A 19314-nucleotide genomic window follows, 5' to 3' on the forward strand; every position below is an offset into this window, starting at 1 on the left:
GCATTGGCAAACCCGTAGGCTTCGTTGTACACAAAACGGATTTTAGTCGCCCCGTCAGCCAGCAGGCCCACCGCCGTCTGCCCGCCGGTCTTCAGCTCCATGTTGGAGATAAAGGCTTCGCCCTGACCTACGGAGATTTTGGCATAATTGCCGTATTCCGCCAGGCCTTCCAGCAGCTCCACCGTATTGTCCCCGATGTCCAGGGTCGTATTGTTGCGCAGGCGCAGGAAGCGCTTGCCGATGCCCCGCCCTTCGATGCGGAAAATACCGCCCGTAAGGCTGAGAATATGGCTCTGGAAAAAGTCAAAGAAGCCATTGCCGCTGAAGTCGATGCTGCCCTGTACCTCCAGCTCGCCCTGCACTTCGAGCACAGCACGCCCGAAGGGGTCGTCCCCGTCCCAAAGCTGCACGATAGCGCCCGGCTCCAGTACCAGCTTGCCGCCGTCTTCCACCACGCACTTGGAATCCTGGCTGACGCGCAAAATGCCGCCACTGCCAATGCGGGCTTCGCCCCCTTTCTCGATGCGGACCTGCCCGCCAAAGCCTGCGCTGAGCAGACCATCAGAAAGTACCTCTGTATAGCCCCCCTCCTGTACGATAAAACGGGAATCTTTATTGATGTACAGCTCGCCCTGGGCTTGAATGGAGACCGTCGCATCTGCTTGCACGTAGACCTGGGCGGTGTTGGTGATGCCGGCGGCGGCGTCCCATTGGCCGAGCTCCATGCGGGCGGTGGGGGCGATGGTGAGGGTGGTGGGGTCGCCCTCGCAGAAGCTGCTGCGGATGAAGACCTCAAAATCACTGACTTCATCGTTATTGAGATTGGCTGCTATATCCGTAAAGCCGATTCGCCCGGCCCGGTTGACCCAGAGTTGCCCGCCGTTGATGATGTCGGTATCTTCATCGATAATGGGCTCTGTGCGATATACCGGGAAAGGCATAGGAGGGTTGGCGTAATCATAGACCTCCGGGCTGTCCCCGTGGTTGAAGGTACGGTTGTCGAGCGTGGCAGGGGTTACTGCCCCATTGGAAGCTACGGAGAGCAGCATGCCGGTGTTTTCAGGGCTAAAAGGGTTATCGTGTTCCCCATTTGCATTTTCTATGTCTGGATCATCGTTGGCCACCATGTAGTCCATGGTCGTTTGTGACAAGGCCAGCACCGCGTTGTTATCATTGATAGGCTGGAAGGGGTCGCTCAGTGGCCCTGCTAAAGACTGATAGGGCCCCACTTCTAAAGCGCTTATGGTTGGAATAAAGCCAAAATTGGGCTGAAGCAGGCCTGGCAATGCCCCGCCTTCATCATCAACCAGAGCGGAACGTCCTGCCGGAGCACTATCGAAAGGCTGGGTGCCCGAAACTCGGACTTTTACGATGTCGAATACTACGGGAATAGTAAACACACGTACAACTGTCACGTTGCGGTAGATAAACTTTGGAGACGAGGGCATATCTGGCAAGGACCAAACATCAAAGTCCAAATATCCACCTGTGCCAAGAAAAAGATTGCTGGCAATATCAATTGGAAGGCTCCAGCCACTGCCCAAATTAGAAAACTGGGTCAGAAGCTGACCTGAAGTCCCTGCCAGAGAGACAAGTTTATCATGCGGATCAAAGCCCTGCCCAATGCCTATCTGAGAGCCAGCGGCTATCGCCAAATGCTCACATTGCTGTAGCTTGCCCAGGCTCGTGAAGTAATCATAGAAACTCCGGTAGGAGTTATTGAACAGCAGGTCCTCTTCACTATGGTAGGTCAACAATTGACGAACCGAAGGGCGTTTTAGAGTAAAAGCAGCCCCAGAAAGGTCTGGCACTAACGTGCCTAGTGAGATACTTGCAACGCCCGGGACAACATGCACCTTTAAACCATTCAGGTGATGGACCATATGCTGCAACCCAAGCGGAATGTTCGCCCCGCGCAGTGGGGAATCCACGCTGACGAACAAACGGGCATCATGGTCTTCCCCATCGCGCTCCATCTCCAGCAGGGCCAGCTTGCCTACTACTCCGCCCATGCTTAGGCCAGCAATCACCAATGGCTCATCGGTGACTTTACGGTTATTGATTTCCCGGATGGCTTGCTTGACCACTTGGGCATTTTGCTCCAGAGGTTTAGTCTCATCGTCAAAGTCCAGGAAAATGAGGTCGTAGCCGTCGTTGAGTAGGTCTTGGATTATGGGGTTCCCAGTTGGTGTTGGAGCCCCTCTCAACCTTTCGAGCATAAAATCAAAGCATTATCAATAAAGAAAGGATGCCCATCCACCTTATTATCCTCGATATCCGGATCGAATAAAGTGGGCGTTTCAAAGCCGCCTATAATTAATAAGGGCCGACGGATGATGTCATCGCAACAGGAGGTTTGAACAAACAGCCGATCGGTTTCATCATCCCAGGCAGGCTCTGTAGATCCAAGATCAATGGTAAACTCTTCTGCTGCGCAATAATCAACCGGATCAATCGGAGAAACCGGTCCGATATCCGGCACTACCGCCATTTTGCTCCGGCTGAGCAGTACCTTACCATTGGTCAGCGTTACCCGGGCTTCAAAATCCATTTCGCTGCCCGATGATGCCGTAAAGGTGTATACACTGCCCGGTGCAACAGCGGTGAACCCCTGCCCCGTATTGATTTCGTACCCCGTTACAAACTGTGCCGGAATATTGGTCGCCACGGTGGGGCTGAATGCATAAACCTGCCCGGCCGTCAGCGCCTTCTTGCGCCACGGAGCAGCCGCAATGGCAAACTCCCGCTTGTAAGGCGAATCCTGAGGCCCGGAAATATCTACCAGCTGATTATTGGTGATACTGATGAGGTTTTGGCTGACCGCATCCGGTTTAAGTTTATGGTAAGCGTAGAGCAGAATTTGGTAATCGAAGGTATCAGAGCCAGACTCCGCAGGAAGCGCGGCCGTATCCACCTGCGCATTGGCATTGACGGTGGCACTGAGCAAAGTGGCCTGCACGAGGCGGCAGCGGAGGGGCGTGGAAACGGTGGTGCTGTCCGGGTCGCCGTTGAAGGCGCTGAGGCGCGTGAAGGGCGTACCGTGATCCTGCAGCAAGCCGGTAGACAACCCACTTAAATTGAGGTTAGCAAAGACCCAGTCCGGCGTGTAATATCCGGGGGGGGGGGACGTATCTATGGTCTGCTGCGCGCAGAGCGCAGGCGCTGCCAGGATGAATACTCCAAGCAGCAGGTTTCTGAAAATAGCGGTTAGTCGCATGTGATCAAGATTAAAATAGGTTAATTAATTGGCCCAGTCGTAATCGAAACGGCCATCGGTGATAAAGAGCGTGTCGCCGCATCCCTCATGCACCAGAGTGCACTGAAAGGTGCCGGAGACAATGAATTCGTCGGTGTCCAAATTGAGTATCTCTACCCAGTTGCTGGCACCTTCTTGTAGTACATATGGATCTGCAACATCTTGACAATCAAGATTAAAATCATCAAAGTGAGCCCTTTTCAAAGGATAAAATCCTGCTGAGTCAACTATAGCGTTTAAGTATATTGAATCATCAAAGCCCTCACAGCTTCGTCTCATCCCAGAAATCTGAAAAATCTTATAATTCGGAGACTAGTTTCCAAGTATACTACTCTGAAGGAACCCGCCCCCACAGCGCTGCCAGTTCACCCCATTGATTTTGCAGGCGAAGGTGCCCTCGCCGGTCGTGGTGATGGGCGGCAGCTCATCGGGCTGCGCGATGGAGGCTTCATCGGTTTTAAAGAGTGGCTTGTCGCACCCGCCCCACAGCAGGGGCACGGCGAGCAGCCAGGTGAGGAGTAGGAATTTGTTTTTCATAGGTGAAGGTTTTTATGTGTGAAAAAATAGAAATTGACTTGGATCCACCCCCGCCCTACGGGCACCCCGTGTCCCGGCGCTGTAGCAAGTAGCGCTGCCGGAAGCGCCCAGCGGAGCATAGCACAGACAGAGGATTCAGCTACCGGCTGTCCCAGGCATATCTGTTTAATGCCAATACTAATGGTACTGCTATAGCTCAAGGCTTTAGCAGGGCGGTTATGTTTTTTGTTCAAGTAAGTGTGGCGGTCACACAGGGAGCGCCGGTTTTTGTTGCTGCGCGCAGTGATTCGTGCAATGGATTGGTAATATACTGCTTAGCCGTGGTAATGTCAAGATAAGGGGGGGAAACATTGTTTTTTTTTGGGGGGCTTGGGTGGGGTTAGGTGGAGCGTTGGTTCTGGCTGGGTTGTACATGCGACTTCTACGAAGTCGGGCTGGATTGAGTGCCTGAGAGATCAAGATGTGACTTCTACGAAGTCCGGTCAAGATAGAGTTCCTGAGAGGCCAGGATGCGACTCAACCTGTCTGCGCCGGGTAGACAGGTTCTACGAAGTCGTTTGGTCGTTTTGTCCGGGTTATTAGGCAGGCTCCCCGTTCTTTGAGTAGCTGAAGGTGTCTGCGCCAGACTCCGGAGGAGGCGCTATAGGTTGTGCTATAAGATTGGGTGCAGAAGATGCGTTGGCAGAGCTTTTCTTCATGGCTTTATCCACCCGCCAACTGTACAACAAGCCGGTCCAGCTTTTCCTCATCTTCCGCGCTCAGTGGGATGTTGGCAAGCAAATCCTGACGGACGTACCTGCTCAGTACTGCCGAATCCCCTTGCGATTTGACAGACAGGAAGGTAGCAACAACCTCCATGCTCAGCTCTGTGAAGTCTGCTAATTTTTTAGCGGGCCAGTCTGGGAAGTGCACAGCGGTTTTGAGGAGGTTGAAGATACTATTTTTGTATACCCCCCTGTCCATACCTTTTTCTATGCCCTTTTCCATGCCCTTCTCCAGCCCTTCTTTTCGGCCTCTCTCCAAAATTTGCTCCAAAGTACTCATGACTTCTGGTTTTATTATGAATGTTGTGTCTTGGATCTGCTTCAGGAACTCTGCTTCCGAACGCTCTGCCACCCCCAGGATGTAGGTCGTCACTGCGCTGACTTTTTCTTTCCCGTCCGTCCCTTCAAAGATAAGCTGAAGGTATTTGAATATCAAGTGCTGCCGGTGCCGAAAAGCCATTGACATCAGTACACTGCGGAAGTAGCTCAGGTCAAGCTGCAACAGCGCTGCCGGGCTAAGGCGCGTAGCGTCCTGAAATAGAAAACGGAAGTTGGGGATATAGGGTTCCAAAGCAGTGTAATGCGGATGCTTCTGAAATAGCTCGCTTAGTGTTTGCGGCATCCATTTTTCCTTGCCGTTATAAAAAATGAGGGGCAGCACAGGCTCCAGTTCCCTGCTCTGTTTTTTCACCATGCTGGACAGTAGTTCCATAATGTACAGCCCAACCTGCACGGCAACGTACTTATCGGGCTTGGACTTATGCTCAAATAGCAAACAGAAATAGAAGTGGTCATCCGCATCTCCCTGAAACCGGCAGCGGTAAATGACGTCCGCCTCGAACCGCTTCAGGTTGGGGCGCAGACTGACGCTATTTTCCAGCTTCAAGCTTGCAAGATCTGCAATAGCTGCAATTTTAGGATAGAAATGCTGAAGATAAGCTTTGACCACCTCCGGGTCGCTCATAGCCGACTTGAAGAAGCGGTCATCGGGTTGATGGACATTCAGATTTTGGGGCATAGTACAGAGATTAAGCACACCCTAAAGATAAATAGCCTTGTATTAAAACCAAAATAAATTAAACAAATAAATTCTATTAATTAGCCCAGTCGTAGTCGAATCGGCCATCGGTGATAAAGATCGTGTCGCCACATTCCTCGTGCACCAGGGTACACTGAAAGGTGCCGGAGACAATGAATTCTTTGGTGTCCAGGTTGAGTATTTCTACCCAATTGTCAGCACTATCCAATAGACTATAGAAACTAGGCCATCTATCTAAACAGGGGAGATCAGCGTTGAAATAATTTCCACGATGAAGATCATAGCGCCCCAGGCTATCCAAATAGGCAGAAATAGAAACACTATCATTAAAGCCTTCACAATCTCTAAAAGCTGACAACTGAAAAATCTTATAATTCGGAGACCAGTTTCCAGAGAGGCTGCTGTCTTTCAGGTTCCCCCCACAGCGCTGCCAGTTCACCCCATTGATTTTGCAGGCGAAGGTGCCCTCGCCGGTGGTGGTGATGGGCGGCAGCTCATCGGGCTGTGCGATGGAACCTCTGTCGGTTTTAAAGAGTGGCTTATCGCACCCGCCCCACAGCAGAGGTACCGCAAGCAGCCAGGTGAGCAGTAGGAATTTGTTTTTCATAGGTGAAGGTTTTTATGTGTTAAAAAATAGGAATTGACTTGGATCCACCCCCGCCCTTCGGGCACCCCGTGTCATGGCGCTGTAGCCAGCGGTGCTGTCGGAAGCGCCCAGCGGGGGATAGTACAGACAGGGGATTCAGCTACCGGCTGTCCCAGGCATATCTGTTTAATGCCAGTACCAATAGTACTGCTATAGCTCAAGGCTTTAGCAGGGCGGTTATGTTTTTTGTTCAAGTATACGCATTGCAAAGTGGTATGCTATTCCAGGGCATACCGCTTCAAGGCGTATATGCCGCCCCTCCTGCCTTTAAGGTAGTCAAAGCCTAAAGGCGATGAGACACGGGCAAGCATTGGGTGGGTTTACCTCGGCAAACCACTTAATCGTCGGTATAAGTGTGGCGGTCACACAGGGAGCGCCTGTTTTTGTTACTGCGCGCAGTGATTTGTGCAATGGATTGGTAATATACGACTTGGCTGTGGTAATGTCAAGGTTGCGGCGTGAAAACATTGTTGTTTTTTTTGGGCTTGGGTGGGGGTAGGTGGAGCGTTGGTTCTGGCTGGGTTCTACATGCGACTTCTACGAAGTCGATACGATTTTCGGATTATGGCCCAAATGTACGATCCGGCTACCAGTAGGATTAATAGGGCTGACACTTTTGCCAATAATCACGCCCACTTTATCGCTGCGATAGGTCTTGGTCAGGGTACCAAAAACCGAGCGGACTTCCGCCAGGGTGTCTCCTGGTGCAACCAGTTGCCCAAGCTTAGGGATGACAGTAAGAATCCCCCCTTCATCCGTGTACCACCAATTGGATTTGGGGCAGACCACAGTGGTATCCACAGTATGTTCGACCTGCCCTTTGAGCATGCCCAAATCGTGCAGTACATTACGGACGCCGAGTAGGGCATCTTTGATTACATCATGCTGAAACACATGGGGGTCGCGAAGCTCAAGGGTAATAGCCGGAATACCAAGATTGGCAGCGGCCCCACGAAAAGTACGGTCATTCGGCAGGTTGTGAAGGATAATTTCCGGATTTTGCAACATGGCCATCCGGGCCGTTTCAGGCTGGCTCATATCCGCACGGATGTACCATGAATTGATACGGCCGGCACTCGCAGTATGCAAATCGATCAGGTAGTCAAAGTGCCGCAATACCCGCTCTATAAGGCGGTAGATGTAGACCTGGCTCAGGTTACCATCAGGATCACCGGGTGCGATGCGGTTGAGGTCTACCCCATCGTTAAACTTACGCTGTTCCAGCATGAGCCCCGGAATATTCATAACGGGCACCCCAATTACCGTTCCGGACAACTCGCTGGCATCAAGGGCAGCAAACAAGCGCTGTATGACCGGTATACCATTGAGTTCGTTGCCATGTATAGCGGCGGTCAGCCCCAACACTGGCCCTTCTTTTTTACCGCGTGCAATCAGTACCGGAAGGCGCACCGGAGCACCTACCCCATCTGTGATCATGGGCAGCCAATACTTCTGAATAGTACCTGCAGGCACCTGACCGGGGTCTAATTCAGAAAGGACAGCGTAGGTTGCAGACTGGTACATTGCGTTTTTCGGTAATTAACAGGCTTAATGTACACAAAGGTCAGGAACTTACACCAGTTTTCGGAAAAACGCCACAGTTAAGCGATAAAAAAAGGCAGCTCCCTGAATTAACAGAAAGCTGCCGCTTTACACTCACTAGTTTATGAAACTTTAAACCAACGTTAAAAGTCAATTTGATATATATATAACTCTGAAGGTCGATTTTTATTGTACTGACGAGAAAGCTCGCAAGATTATTTCAATATGCACCTAAAATAATGAATAATCCGGAAAGATTCAATGCCAGTCACCGACAAAATGACGCTTTCGTCAATTTAATTACGATAAGGAGGGGAATTGGCCTTTAAAGGTTGGTCGGGGCTGTTATTTTTTCTGGAAAAACATTTTCAACCAGAAAGCCGGGCGTACCAGTTGCTCACGGAGGCTAAAGTCATTGTACATACCGGACAGGACTTCGATGACTTTTTGGTTGCCGGCAATAATGCTAGCGATGAGGTTGACGATAAAGGGGTACATCAACATCTTTTGCAGGCGGTAGCTCAGGCGCATTTCGGAGCCGAGTACCCGGTCCACCCGTTTGTCATAAGCTTTGAGAAAAGCTGCAGAGAAATCATTGGCTTGCAGGCATTGCTCCAGCTGTTCGGCAGCGATGAAGCCACTGTAGAAGGCATTGCCAATACCCTCACCTGTGAGCGGGTCTACCAAATGCCCGGCGTCTCCCACGAGCATATAGTGGTCGCCGGATATGGAACGGCGCTTAGAGCCCAGAGGCAGCCCAAAACCCTTGATACCACCAATCAGCTCAGCATCTTTGAAGCGCTCCTTAAGTACCGGGTGGGTTTCCAGCAACTGTAGCATCTCTTTCCGGAGGTTCACTTTCCGGCGGTTGAGAATGTCACTGCGCATACCCAGCCCTACATTAGCCTCTCCGTTAGGCAGGGGGAATATCCAGAAATAGCCCGGTGTGACAGACTTGATAAAGTGCAATTCGATGAAATTGTCCTTATCCAGTGCTTTGACGTTCCGGTAGTAGGCCCGGACTGCTGCGGCGTAGTGTTTGTTGTCTTTCTCCAGGCCTGCCTCTTTGCGGCTGAATGCAGAGTATGCGCCATTGGCTACGATCAGCATGCGGCAGTGCACCGTAAAATCACCAGACCTGGTACCCACAGACCAGCCGGTTTCAGTGCGCTTAAATGTGACAATCTCTGTATTGCCAAAAAAACGGATATTATCCCGGCGCTCCACTTCTTTGACGAGAAAATGGTCAAAATCCATACGTTTCGTGACGTAACCGGGTGCTTCAGCGGCGTTGCGCACATAATTCGGCCGGAATGGAATATTGAGGGCCCGGTTATTAGGGGAGACAAACTGAATGCCCCAGACATCTGACTGCACCGGGCTTGCGTTAAAGCGATGGAGTATTTCCGGATCAAGCCGGTTGAGCAGGGTGGTTACTTTACCACTGATAGCATCACCACATACCTTGTCCCTCGGGAAAGAAGCCTTATCCACCAATACAGAAGGTATACCCAGATAGCTGAGCTTAAGGGCTGTGGCGGCTCCTCCCGGACCCGCTCCAATAATACAAGCATCAGTGGTTAGTTGCATAGGAGGGATGTTGAGTGCGCTAAGATACAGAAACTCATAAAAAAACGTGCGCCCACCAGAAGGTTAGTTCTAGCGGGCGCACCGTGATTCCCCCTTACCTTGCAATCCGAAAATTGCACGATAATATCAAATTGTTATAACAAAGATAGGGGGAGCAGACAAAGTTTCAAACCCCATTTTCATGGGGCCACCTTGAATCTGCATTGTTTTGTCATTTTTTGTGACATGGCAACATTACAACTGACCAGGCTTTGCTTTTTTAATTTCCACCCAGTATCAATGGTAGCCCATTGCCACCTTCGCCACCGACAACAATGACTTTCGAGTTTTGCGAATTGGCCAGTTGCAACGTGGCTTCAATACCTTTATCCTGGAGGATTTTATCGGTCAGGCTGGCACTGAGGATCCGGTTAGACTCTGCCTTGGCTTCTGCCTCGATGATCTTACGCTCCGCTTCTTTGCGTTCCTGTTGCAGGATGTACTCGTACTTTAGCGCCTGCTGCTCTGCCTCTATTTTGGTTTCAATAGCCGAGCGAACTTTATCGGGTAATTCGATATTACGGATCAGCGTTGCCCTAAGCTCGATATAGTTGCTACCCAGGTTTTCTTTAAGGTTTTCCTGGATCAAAGACTGCACTTCGTTTCGCTTCGTGGAGTAAAGTTCCTCAGGAGAAAATTGCCCGATGATTTCCCGGACCGAGGAACGCACCTCCGGCCTTACCAGGCTCTCGACGTACTGAGGGCCAAATTTTTCATGCAGGTCGCCGATATTGCCGTATTCTGGATTGGCCCGGACGGTCACGTCCACCTTTATGTTTAGTCCATTGCTGGACAGCACGGTCATGTCTTCGTCAATTTGCTTTTCGCGGATATCATAGACGTACATGATGTTCCAGGGCGCGATCACATGGAAGCCCGGATTGTAGATATTTTCCTTGTCCAGTCCTCCACCGAAGCGCTGGAAAAGCACCCCACGCTCCCCGGCCTCAATGGTCAGGAAGGTTGCGTTAGAGAAGGTCAGGATAGCGATGAGGGCTACAAAGACAATGATGCCGTATGTGATTAATTTACTTTGGCTCATAATTGATTTTAATTGGTGAAATGAGATACCTCATTGGCATCTGATTATGTTAAGGTAACAACTTTTTAGAAATCCGGTTTTGCCTACTCTACTGAAGGTTGGGGAAATCCGACTAATGCTATATGCAAAAGCCCCCGTAGCCTAATATCGCTAACCATAGTATCTGTTGGTACCGGGTAAATCAGGTCAAGGCTATGCTAACCATGCGTATACTGAAAAGCGCCCAACTGCCAAATATTTTCTACATTCGTTTGGGTTTATGAGGAGCTTAACAAACCTTTGATGGACCTGAGTAGTCTTATATAATGATAATGTACGGTTAAAATATGTACATTAGGATAAAGCCGAGCAAAATATGAATATCCGATTTTCCATACTTTTCCTTTTCCTGCTGGGAACGCTGAGCCTTAATGCGCAGCAAAGTAAAAACCTGGTACAGTTCTCCGGGATGGTACTCGATGGCACTGATGACCAACTCTTCCCGGTGCCTTACACCAATATTCTTGTGAAGGACAAAGGGCGGGGCACCTACTCTGATCTGCGTGGCTTCTTCTCCATCGTAGTGGAAAAAGGGGACATCATAGTATTTTCTGCTATTGGCTACAAAACCGTAGAATACCAAATCCCTGAAGACCTCGATGACGAACGCTACTCTATCGTGCAGCTGATGACACAAGATGCCATCAACCTGCCAGAGACAGTTGTGTTCCCCTGGCCGAGCCGGGAGCATTTCAAACTTGAATTCCTCGCCATGGACGTAACGCAGGAACTACAGGCGCGTGCGCAGGAAAACATGGCCAATGATGCCCTGCGCCGTATGCGGAACGAAGTTGTGCCAGATGGCAGGGAAAATGCAGATTTCTATCTACGGCAGCAGTCCCGCGATTTCTACCATATTGGCCAGCAGCCACCGATGAATATCTTCAACCCGATCGCGTGGAAACGGTTCTTTGACTCCTGGAAAGCAGGAGACTTTAAGAAGAAGGATCAGAATGAGTAGCAGCCTTGCGGGCTGCATCATCCATTTGTTTTTCCAAAAACCTTCCGGCCCCAAATCAGGACCTGAAATCCGTAGGTGCCCATCCAATAGCCCAGAGCGGCAAAGGATAGCATGCCCAAAGCCACATAGGACTTGACGGCACGCAGGTTGATTTCCAGAAATTCATAGTAGACAAAGTCCGTCAGCACGAAAACCGTGTGAATAATGTAGAGCACCAGCAGTACCCGCACCAGCGTACGCAGGTACAGTACTTTTCGCCACTCATGCGGGTTGCGCTCCTGCCGGACCTCCAGTCGCCGCTGCCGAATGTAGCGGTAGGCAAAATAGAGATAGGCGAAAAAGGACGTCAGGTAAAGCCCCTGTTCAAAAGCGCCGTAAAAGGGATTGAAATAAACACGCCCCATTGCCGCTTTCACTGCCACCGGCTGCAAAAACATGACAACAAAGAACAACAGCTGCCCAACCGGCAGGATAAAATGCTTGGCGTCTGTCCACCGGAGCTGATAGGAAGGGTAAAGCGATAACTTGGCGTGAAAAAAAAGCAGGACCGGAAAGGACAACGTAAAATAGAGCGGCAGGAACTTCCCCTCCGGCCAGATCTCGTAGAGCTCAATAAAATTGAAAATATTGTGGATCAGGGTGAGCCCAAAAGTAATGAGCAACACCCCGAAGAACCAGTTTGACCTTCGGTCACCGGAACGCTTAAAGAAGAACAGGCTGCCTACTGTAAGCGCCTGTACAACTCCGACCAGCAGAAAAAAGAGCAATAAGTAAAAAAATATGCTGCGGTCTCCCGTAACCAGAAAGTCCATATAAGATTAAGTGTTGAACTTCACATTAATTTGGTTCCAAATGGCTTCAACCTGACGGATTTTAGCCTGAGGGCCGGTAATGCTGATCAGCACATACACCCCATTGCGGGCCCACATCCGGATAGCTTCCACATCGGCGCCGGCAGAAAGAATGGCCTGGAAACCGCCGGCATCCGCTTCGTACTTCAGTTCTTTGGTCCCTCCCTGATGTTTGTCCTGAAAAGCTTCTTTCTCAAAGCCGTAGATTTTTTCCGGGGTCCAGTCCATCACGTTGTGCGAACCAGCGATTATCACCTGTATGGCCCCATTTTCTGCCTCCAGTGTAATACCATCCCCATTGATCGGACGGTCCTGTGCCAGGTGAAGGTCGCCCGGATATTCCACACAGAAGCCGAAACGGTTGTTGCAATACTCCAATGGGCCTTGCGCAAATGCAAACTGCACGCCTAAAATGGCGAAAAGAAAAGATAAGGTAATCTTGAGGTTTTTCATGGTTTTATTTTTGACCATTTAACGGTTTAAGGGATTGTGATGGTAGAAAGATACGGCTATTTTGGCTTTTCTTTAACGTTGCCGGATCGCTTTACCTATTCCTACCGGAAAGATAACCTTATCTTTGCACACCAAATCATAATATAACTGATTATGCAAGTTTTCCTTAGGCGGGCACTCCTTTTTCTGGCTTTTGTTAGCATTACAACTCTGACGCTGGCACAATCTGAAGGGGTTGACACCACCTCCTCAGGCTACCAAATCGGTTACGAAATCGGCAGCTGGCTGCCCTTTATTATCCTCTTTACCCTTGCGCTGATGGTTATCATCCGCAGCTTCCGTTTATCACAAAAGAAAGGCCCCCAATAATGATGCGACCACTTACTGCTATTCCTACCCGTGCGGACATCGAAGCCACCCACGAAGCGATTGAGCCGCTCATTCACCGGACACCGGTACTGACCTGTTCGGCCATTGATGAAAGGGCCGGGGCATCCCTGTTTTTCAAGTGCGAAAATTTCCAGAAGGTGGGCGCCTTCAAGATGCGCGGCGCCAGCAACGCTGCAGTGCGGCTGAGCGAAGCAGAGCGCCGGAAAGGCCTGGCGACTCACTCCTCCGGCAATCATGCACAGGCCGTAGCGCTTAGCGCAAAAATGCTGGGCGTACCGGCTTACATCGTTATGCCGGAGAACGCCCCTGCTGCCAAACGGGCGGCCACCGAAGCCTACGGGGCACAAATCACTTCCTGCGAAAACACCCTCGCTGCCCGGGAAAGCACCCTGCAAAAGGTAGTTGATAGAACGGGCGCTACTTTTATCCACCCCTACAACGACTACAACGTCATTGCCGGACAGGCCACCTGTGCCAAAGAGCTGCTGGAAGATGTGGAAGGGCTGGACATGCTGACTGCCCCTGTTGGCGGAGGCGGGCTTATGAGCGGCACCGTACTAAGCGCACGGTACTTTGCTCCGGGTGTAAAAGTGTACGGAGCAGAGCCCGAAGCCGTTGATGATGCCTACCGCTCCCTCCAAAGCGGGCAATTGCAATCCAATACCACCATTGACACCATTGCCGACGGGCTGCGCACCAACCTGGGCGAAAAGACCTTCGACATCCTGCAACGGGAACTCGACGGCATTTTCCTGGTCTCAGAAGCTGAAATCCTGCAAGCCATGCGGCTGATCTGGGAACGCATGAAGATCATCATCGAGCCCAGCTGTGCCGTCCCCCTTGCCGCCATTCTCAAACACCCCGAAGTGTTCGCAGGGAAGCGGGTTGGCGTGATCCTCACAGGTGGAAATGTGGACCTGGACCGGCTGCCGTTTTAGGAATTGTTCCCATTATTAACTTTATGTTTAAACACAATTCCCCTGCTGAAACGTTACTTTTGTAGCCCGGTAATATCACCGTGGGCTTCAAAACCAGCTAACATATCCGGTATGAGAAATTTTCTGATCGCCATAGTTACCCTCTTGCTGAGCAGCGCTGCCCTTCAGGTACAAGCGCAGGGCAAGACCTGGAAAACCTTGTCTAAAATTACCTTCAAAAAGGAATACAACGAGATGATGGGCTTCAAGGTGGATGTCCCGGTATTCAGTGAGGATGTACTGGCGATGGAAGGCAAAACCGTAGACGTACGGGGCTACATCATTCCGGTAGAAGGCTATAAAGGGCATAAAGAGTTTATCTTCTCCGCCTACCCTTACAACATGTGCTTTTTTTGCGGTGGCGCTGGCCCGGAAACGGTCATGGAGGTATTTGCCAATGAGCCTATCGAGTACACTGCTGAGCCCATCACCATCCGCGGTAAGCTGGAGCTCAATGCCGATGATATCAACCGCCTGATCTACGCCCTGACCGATGTGGTCAAAGTGGAAGAAGACCGCTAAACGTACCGCCTCTTTTTATGCAAATCAAGACAACGCTGTTTCGGTTTTTACTGCTGTCCCTGACTGGCTTTCTGCTTTGGCAATGCGCTAACCCTGGCCGGCCCGAGGGTGGCCCCAGGGATGAAACGCCCCCCAAACTGGTACCGGAGAAATCTTCCCGCAACTATCAAACCAACTACAAAAAATCGCCCATTGAGCTTACCTTCAACGAGTGGGTGGAAATCCGGGATGCCTTTAATCAGGTCATCATCTCCCCGCCTTTGCAGTACAAATACGAGCTTTCCATCAAGGGCAAAACCATCATCTTTGAATTTGATGAGCAGGAAGAACTACGGGAAAATGCCACCTATACCATCAATTTTGGAGAAGCCATACAGGATATTACGGAACGGAACCCGGCCCAGGACGTCCGCTACGTTTTTTCTACCGGTGACTACATCGACTCTCTGAGTGTTCGCGGCATCATCGTGGACGCACGGACTACTGAGCCAATTGAGGGTGCCTTGTTTTTACTCTACGACAATACGGCTGACTCTGTAGTACGCACCGAGCGCCCTTTTTACTTCGGCCGAACCGGCGCCGACGGGCAGTTTATCATCCGTAATGTAAAGGCAGATACGTTCAAGGGGTTTGCTTTGCTGGACAACAACCTCAATTACCTTTTCGACCAGGCTCAGGAGGCGATTGGCTTCCCCGACAGCCTGCTTGTGGTCAGCGACAGCCTGCAGCCTTCCCTTTCTATCCGAATGTTTACTGAAGCGCTCCCCTTGCGCCTGACCACCGGTGATGACAGTCAATACGGGCGGGTCAGAATCGCTTTTAATCAGCCGCGCCCCGACGACGTTTACATCACCCACGAAAATATCAGTCAGCGTAAGATTCTCTACGAAACCCAGCCGGATACTACCAAAATCTGGTACGAAACCACCACCGATCAGCCCTGGCAGATTTATATACAGCAGGATACCCTTTTTTATGATACAATTGATGTGCGGGTACGCGACCGGGCTGCTTTTTTAGAGAATGCAACACTCACCTTTGAAGGGCGGGGCGGCAGCAGCAAACAGCACCCAAGGGAACCGCTAGCCCTCTCTTTCAACCACCCCATACTAGCCTATGATACGAACCTGATACAGTTATACGAAGATACTTCCAAAACCCTGGTGAGGCCTTCCTTGAGCCTGGATACAAATGGGCAACGTACGCTTGTTCTGGACTACAAATGGAAGTCAGGCAAACCCTATTCCCTGGAGCTAATGCCCGGTGCAGTAACCGATATCTACAGCCTGAAATCAGATACGATCCTGCAGGATATCAATGTGGACCTGCTGAAGAACTATGGCAACCTGTTCCTGACCGTAGACAGCCTCTCCGCCGACTCAGCTTACATTATTGAATTAATGGATGGGGAAAACGTCATTCACACTTACAAGGTGTCCGGGCAAACGAGCTTCGGGCAGGAGCTCCGATACCTGCGCCCGGCTACTTTCACGGTACGCCTTACAGAGGACTGGAATGGCAACGGGCGGTGGGATTCCGGCCTTTATGACACCTACCGGCAACCCGAGCTCATGTACACCCGCGATTTGGAACAGCTCCGGGCCAACTGGGACCTTGAAGCCGTCGTTACGCTGGATCAGATGCAGCAGCAAGCCCGGCAAAAACGGCAGCCGCCTCTTGCCCGGCCGGAAGTAACGGCGATAGATTCGACCGCTACAGACAGTACCGCTGTGGACACCCTGCGCAATCTGGATAATCTACCGCCTTCCGTACGGGACCGGATCGAGAAAAACTAGCCCGTATTGTCTGCTCATTTTATTGCTCCTGAAGCCCTGACTGCCCCGATTGCTGCCGGGGTTAAGTGGCTAAGTATTTACAGCTCAATCCACTAGAACGAGCGGTCATCCACCTGCTCCAGCCAGTCTTTGATTACATCCACCACTGAAGCGACGCAGCCATCCCCGAAGGGGGAGCTCAGATTGGCCAGTTGCACCAATTCCAGGAAGGACTGACTGCCGCCTGCCTGGCACAGCCGCAGGTAATCGCTCCAGGCCGTTTCGTGCCCCTCCTGATCTTTTTTCCAGAACTGGAAGGCACAAATCTGCGCCAGCGTATAGTCGATGTAGTAGAAGGGCACGTTGAAGATGTGGCTTTGCTTCTGCCAGAAGCGCCCGGCATCCAGAAAATCATACCCATCGTAGTCGCGCTGTGGCAAATATTTCTGCTCAATCCGCCGCCAGCCGGCGTTGCGCTCTTCCGGCGTAATGTCCGGGTTTTCGTACACGAAATGCTGGAATTCATCCACGGCTACACCGTAAGGCAGGAAGTGGATAGCGCCCGCGAGGTGACCAAATTTGTATTTCTCAGTATCTGCTTTGAAGAAGGATTCCATCCAGGGCCAGGTGAAGAACTCCATACTCATGGAGTGTATCTCACAAGCCTCTGTTGTGGGCCATACGTATTCTCCTATGCCCTGATCCCGGCTGCTGTATACCTGAAAAGCATGGCCGGCTTCGTGAGTTAGTACATCGATATCACCACTTGTGCCATTAAAGTTAGAGAAAATGAAGGGCGCTTTGTAGCCGTCGATGAAGGTGCAGTATCCTCCGGTGGCTTTACCGGGGCGGGTTTCCAGGTCCATGAGTTTGGCTTCCTGCATAAAGCGGAAAAACTGATGGGTTTCCGGTGAAAGCTCCCGGTACATTTGCTCTGCCTGCTCTACGATCCAGCCCGGCTCGCCTTTAGGGTCCGGATTGCCGGAGGCGAAGCGGAGGTCTTCATCGTAAAAGCGGAGTTTGTCCAGCCCCAGGCGGTTGCGCTGCCGTTCGTACAGCTGCTGCGCGATGGGCACAATATGCGTTTTGACCTGTTCCCTGAAGTTAGCTACCATCTCCGGGTTATAATCGGAGCGCAGCATACGGTCGTAGGCCAGCCCGATGAAGTTGTCGTAGCCCAGTTTTTTCGCAATCTGATGGCGGACCCTGACCAGTTGGTCGAATACGCCCTCAATGGCTTCAGCATTGGCTTCATAAAAGCCCCACTTAGCGAGCTGTGCTTCCCGGCGGGTCGCCTGATCTCTATCCGTCTCATGCTTAATGATGGAAGACAGGTTTTCCTCCCTGCCGCGAAACTCGATCTTTGCCCCTGCTTTGATCTTGGTGTACTGACTGCTCAGTTTATTCTCTTCCTGCAGCAGCTCCAGCACGGAGTCATCAAAAGTTTTCAGGCTCTGCCCGGCAATACGAAAGAGCTGTGCTCCCCATCGTGCTTCCAGCTCCTGCCGGAATTTTGCGCTGAGCAGCTGAGCATAGAATTTATTGACCAGCCCCTGATAGGCCGGGGTTTGCTGATCGAAGTATTCGTTTTCCTTCTCGTAAAATTCATCTCCGGTGTCCATTGTATGCCGGATCATGCAGAGATTGTACATGGTAGAGAAGGTATTGCGCAAATCGTTGATATGGCGCAAAGCTTCGTGTTGTTCCTCTGCGTCATGAGCGTGCTCGAAAGCATCAAGGGCAGTCTGAAAGTCTTCTTCGAAGCGCTTAAAATCGGGGCGCTTGTACTCAAACTGGTCAAATGTTGTATTCACGGCTAAGGTTTGCATAGTTTAGTTGCGGCTTTCAAATGAGATAACAAAGCGGTAAGATTAACGGGGAGACAAGCACCTCTGATCGGAAAGACAGAACAGGTCCCGGCCAGCAGCGCCTGCTAAAGGAGATCAAAGATAAGACAATTTACAGCCTATCTTCCCCTTACTTGGGCGGAAAGTGTGTACATTTGTGGCTGTTTCCCCAATCCTGACCTTATCTTAGCCTGCTTAAGATTCAGGCAGTTGCTTAACAGGCCGTATAGGCAAAAGTTTAGGCAACGAGGGGCCAGCATAAAAGCGATGACGTGGAACAGCAAGCATTAAAATCACAAATAGACCTCGATAAACTCCCCCGGCATATTGCAGTCATTATGGATGGCAACGGCCGGTGGGCTAAGCAGCACGGCAAGCCACGGGTGTTTGGCCACAAAAACGGGGTAACCGCCGTGCGGGAAGTCACAGAGGCTGCTGCCGAACTGGGGGTAGAATACGTTACACTCTATGCTTTTTCCACAGAAAACTGGAAACGCCCGAAGCTGGAGGTAGGTGCACTGATGCGCCTGCTCGTTGAAACGTTGTCCAAAGAAATTGAAACCCTCAATAAAAACAACATCCGCCTCAAGGCAATAGGTGACCTTTCCAAACTGCCGGATATTACCCATAAGGCCCTGCTCGATGGCATTGCGAAAACCCAGCACAACAAGCGGATGACCCTGGTCCTGGCACTCAACTACAGTGGCCGGTGGGAAATCACGGAAGCCGCCAAAAGCCTGAGCGAACAGATCAAAAGCGGAGAACTGGCACCGGAAGACATCAATCAGGACACCCTGGGGCGCCACCTCAGTACGAAGGGTATGCCTGACCCGGAACTGCTCATCCGCACCAGTGGAGAGACCCGGATTAGCAATTTCCTGCTTTGGCAGATTGCCTATGCAGAACTCTACTTCACTCCTACCTACTGGCCAGAGTTCCGCAAAGCTCATTTCTACCAGGCTATTATCGACTATCAGCGGCGAGAGCGGCGGTTTGGGAAAACCAGTGAACAATTGGTGTAAAACAGACTGCAATAAGAGAATT

The 19314-nt window shown here is 51.0% G+C and carries 16 protein-coding genes and 1 pseudogene; 6 read left to right on the forward strand and 11 right to left on the reverse strand.

Annotated features, from left to right (window positions below):
- From IX84_RS03680 to IX84_RS03730, 8 genes and pseudogenes are all read right to left on the reverse strand, one after another.
- A pseudogene (locus tag IX84_RS03680) lies at positions 1-2219 on the reverse strand (hypothetical protein); the annotation flags it as partial.
- On the reverse strand, positions 2204-3217 hold the full coding sequence (locus IX84_RS03685) for a hypothetical protein (protein WP_044216680.1): 1014 nt from the start codon (positions 3215-3217) through the stop codon (positions 2204-2206). The gene IX84_RS03685 and the pseudogene IX84_RS03680, both read right to left, overlap by 16 nt.
- Positions 3218-3568: 351 nt before the next feature.
- Positions 3569-3793 carry a flagellar basal body L-ring protein FlgH gene (locus IX84_RS03695; RefSeq protein ID WP_044216682.1) on the reverse strand — a complete coding sequence of 75 codons (225 nt, stop codon included), beginning with the start codon at positions 3791-3793 and terminating at the stop codon, positions 3569-3571.
- 702 nt (positions 3794-4495) lie between these two features.
- Positions 4496-5575, reverse strand: a complete 1080-nt coding sequence (locus tag IX84_RS03705; protein WP_044216684.1) for an Rpn family recombination-promoting nuclease/putative transposase — start codon at positions 5573-5575, stop codon at positions 4496-4498.
- A gap of 76 nt (positions 5576-5651) precedes the next feature.
- Positions 5652-6203, reverse strand: coding sequence for a hypothetical protein (locus tag IX84_RS03710; protein ID WP_044216685.1), 552 nt, complete (start codon positions 6201-6203; stop codon positions 5652-5654).
- A 576-nt stretch (positions 6204-6779) separates the two neighbouring features.
- Positions 6780-7766: a succinylglutamate desuccinylase/aspartoacylase family protein gene (locus tag IX84_RS03720; protein ID WP_044216687.1), complete on the reverse strand. Its 987-nt coding sequence runs from the start codon at positions 7764-7766 to the stop codon at positions 6780-6782.
- Positions 7767-8129: 363 nt separating this feature from the next.
- Positions 8130-9374, reverse strand: a complete 1245-nt coding sequence (locus IX84_RS03725; protein ID WP_044216688.1) for an NAD(P)/FAD-dependent oxidoreductase — start codon at positions 9372-9374, stop codon at positions 8130-8132.
- Positions 9375-9633: 259 nt separating this feature from the next.
- Positions 9634-10455, reverse strand: coding sequence for a prohibitin family protein (locus tag IX84_RS03730; RefSeq protein ID WP_044216689.1), 822 nt, complete (start codon positions 10453-10455; stop codon positions 9634-9636).
- Between the two features lie 355 nt (positions 10456-10810).
- On the opposite strand from IX84_RS03730, the gene IX84_RS03735 reads away from it, so the two are divergent.
- Positions 10811-11455 (forward strand): carboxypeptidase-like regulatory domain-containing protein, encoded by a 645-nt coding sequence (locus IX84_RS03735; RefSeq protein WP_044216691.1) that lies wholly within the window; start codon positions 10811-10813, stop codon positions 11453-11455.
- 17 nt (positions 11456-11472) lie between these two features.
- On the opposite strand, the gene IX84_RS03740 is transcribed toward IX84_RS03735, so the two are convergent.
- Together IX84_RS03740 and IX84_RS03745 are read right to left on the reverse strand one after the other, a co-directional pair.
- Positions 11473-12267 (reverse strand): hypothetical protein, encoded by a 795-nt coding sequence (locus IX84_RS03740; RefSeq protein WP_044216692.1) that lies wholly within the window; start codon positions 12265-12267, stop codon positions 11473-11475.
- Between the two features lie 6 nt (positions 12268-12273).
- Positions 12274-12759: a hypothetical protein gene (locus IX84_RS03745; protein ID WP_044216694.1), complete on the reverse strand. Its 486-nt coding sequence runs from the start codon at positions 12757-12759 to the stop codon at positions 12274-12276.
- 153 nt (positions 12760-12912) lie between these two features.
- Between IX84_RS03745 and IX84_RS03750 the strand changes: the two genes are divergently transcribed.
- The 4 genes from IX84_RS03750 to IX84_RS03765 all read left to right on the forward strand — a co-directional run bounded on the left by IX84_RS03750 (position 12913) and on the right by IX84_RS03765 (position 16444).
- Positions 12913-13128: a hypothetical protein gene (locus IX84_RS03750; RefSeq protein ID WP_044216696.1), complete on the forward strand. Its 216-nt coding sequence runs from the start codon at positions 12913-12915 to the stop codon at positions 13126-13128.
- A gap of 2 nt (positions 13129-13130) precedes the next feature.
- Entirely contained in the window at positions 13131-14087 is a 957-nt protein-coding gene (locus tag IX84_RS03755) for a threonine ammonia-lyase (protein ID WP_044217247.1), read from the forward strand.
- A 111-nt stretch (positions 14088-14198) separates the two neighbouring features.
- Positions 14199-14648 (forward strand): hypothetical protein, encoded by a 450-nt coding sequence (locus IX84_RS03760; protein WP_044216697.1) that lies wholly within the window; start codon positions 14199-14201, stop codon positions 14646-14648.
- Between the two features lie 17 nt (positions 14649-14665).
- Positions 14666-16444 carry an Ig-like domain-containing protein gene (locus tag IX84_RS03765; RefSeq protein ID WP_044216698.1) on the forward strand — a complete coding sequence of 593 codons (1779 nt, stop codon included), beginning with the start codon at positions 14666-14668 and terminating at the stop codon, positions 16442-16444.
- A 92-nt stretch (positions 16445-16536) separates the two neighbouring features.
- On the opposite strand, the gene IX84_RS03770 is transcribed toward IX84_RS03765, so the two are convergent.
- On the reverse strand, positions 16537-18252 hold the full coding sequence (locus tag IX84_RS03770) for a M3 family oligoendopeptidase (protein ID WP_044216699.1): 1716 nt from the start codon (positions 18250-18252) through the stop codon (positions 16537-16539).
- Between the two features lie 290 nt (positions 18253-18542).
- On the opposite strand from IX84_RS03770, the gene IX84_RS03775 reads away from it, so the two are divergent.
- Entirely contained in the window at positions 18543-19292 is a 750-nt protein-coding gene (locus IX84_RS03775; RefSeq protein WP_044216701.1) for an isoprenyl transferase, read from the forward strand.
- Positions 19293-19314 lie beyond the last annotated feature (22 nt).

It is taken from the genome of Phaeodactylibacter xiamenensis, assembly GCF_000759025.1.
GTDB lineage: Bacteria > Bacteroidota > Bacteroidia > Chitinophagales > Saprospiraceae > Phaeodactylibacter > Phaeodactylibacter xiamenensis.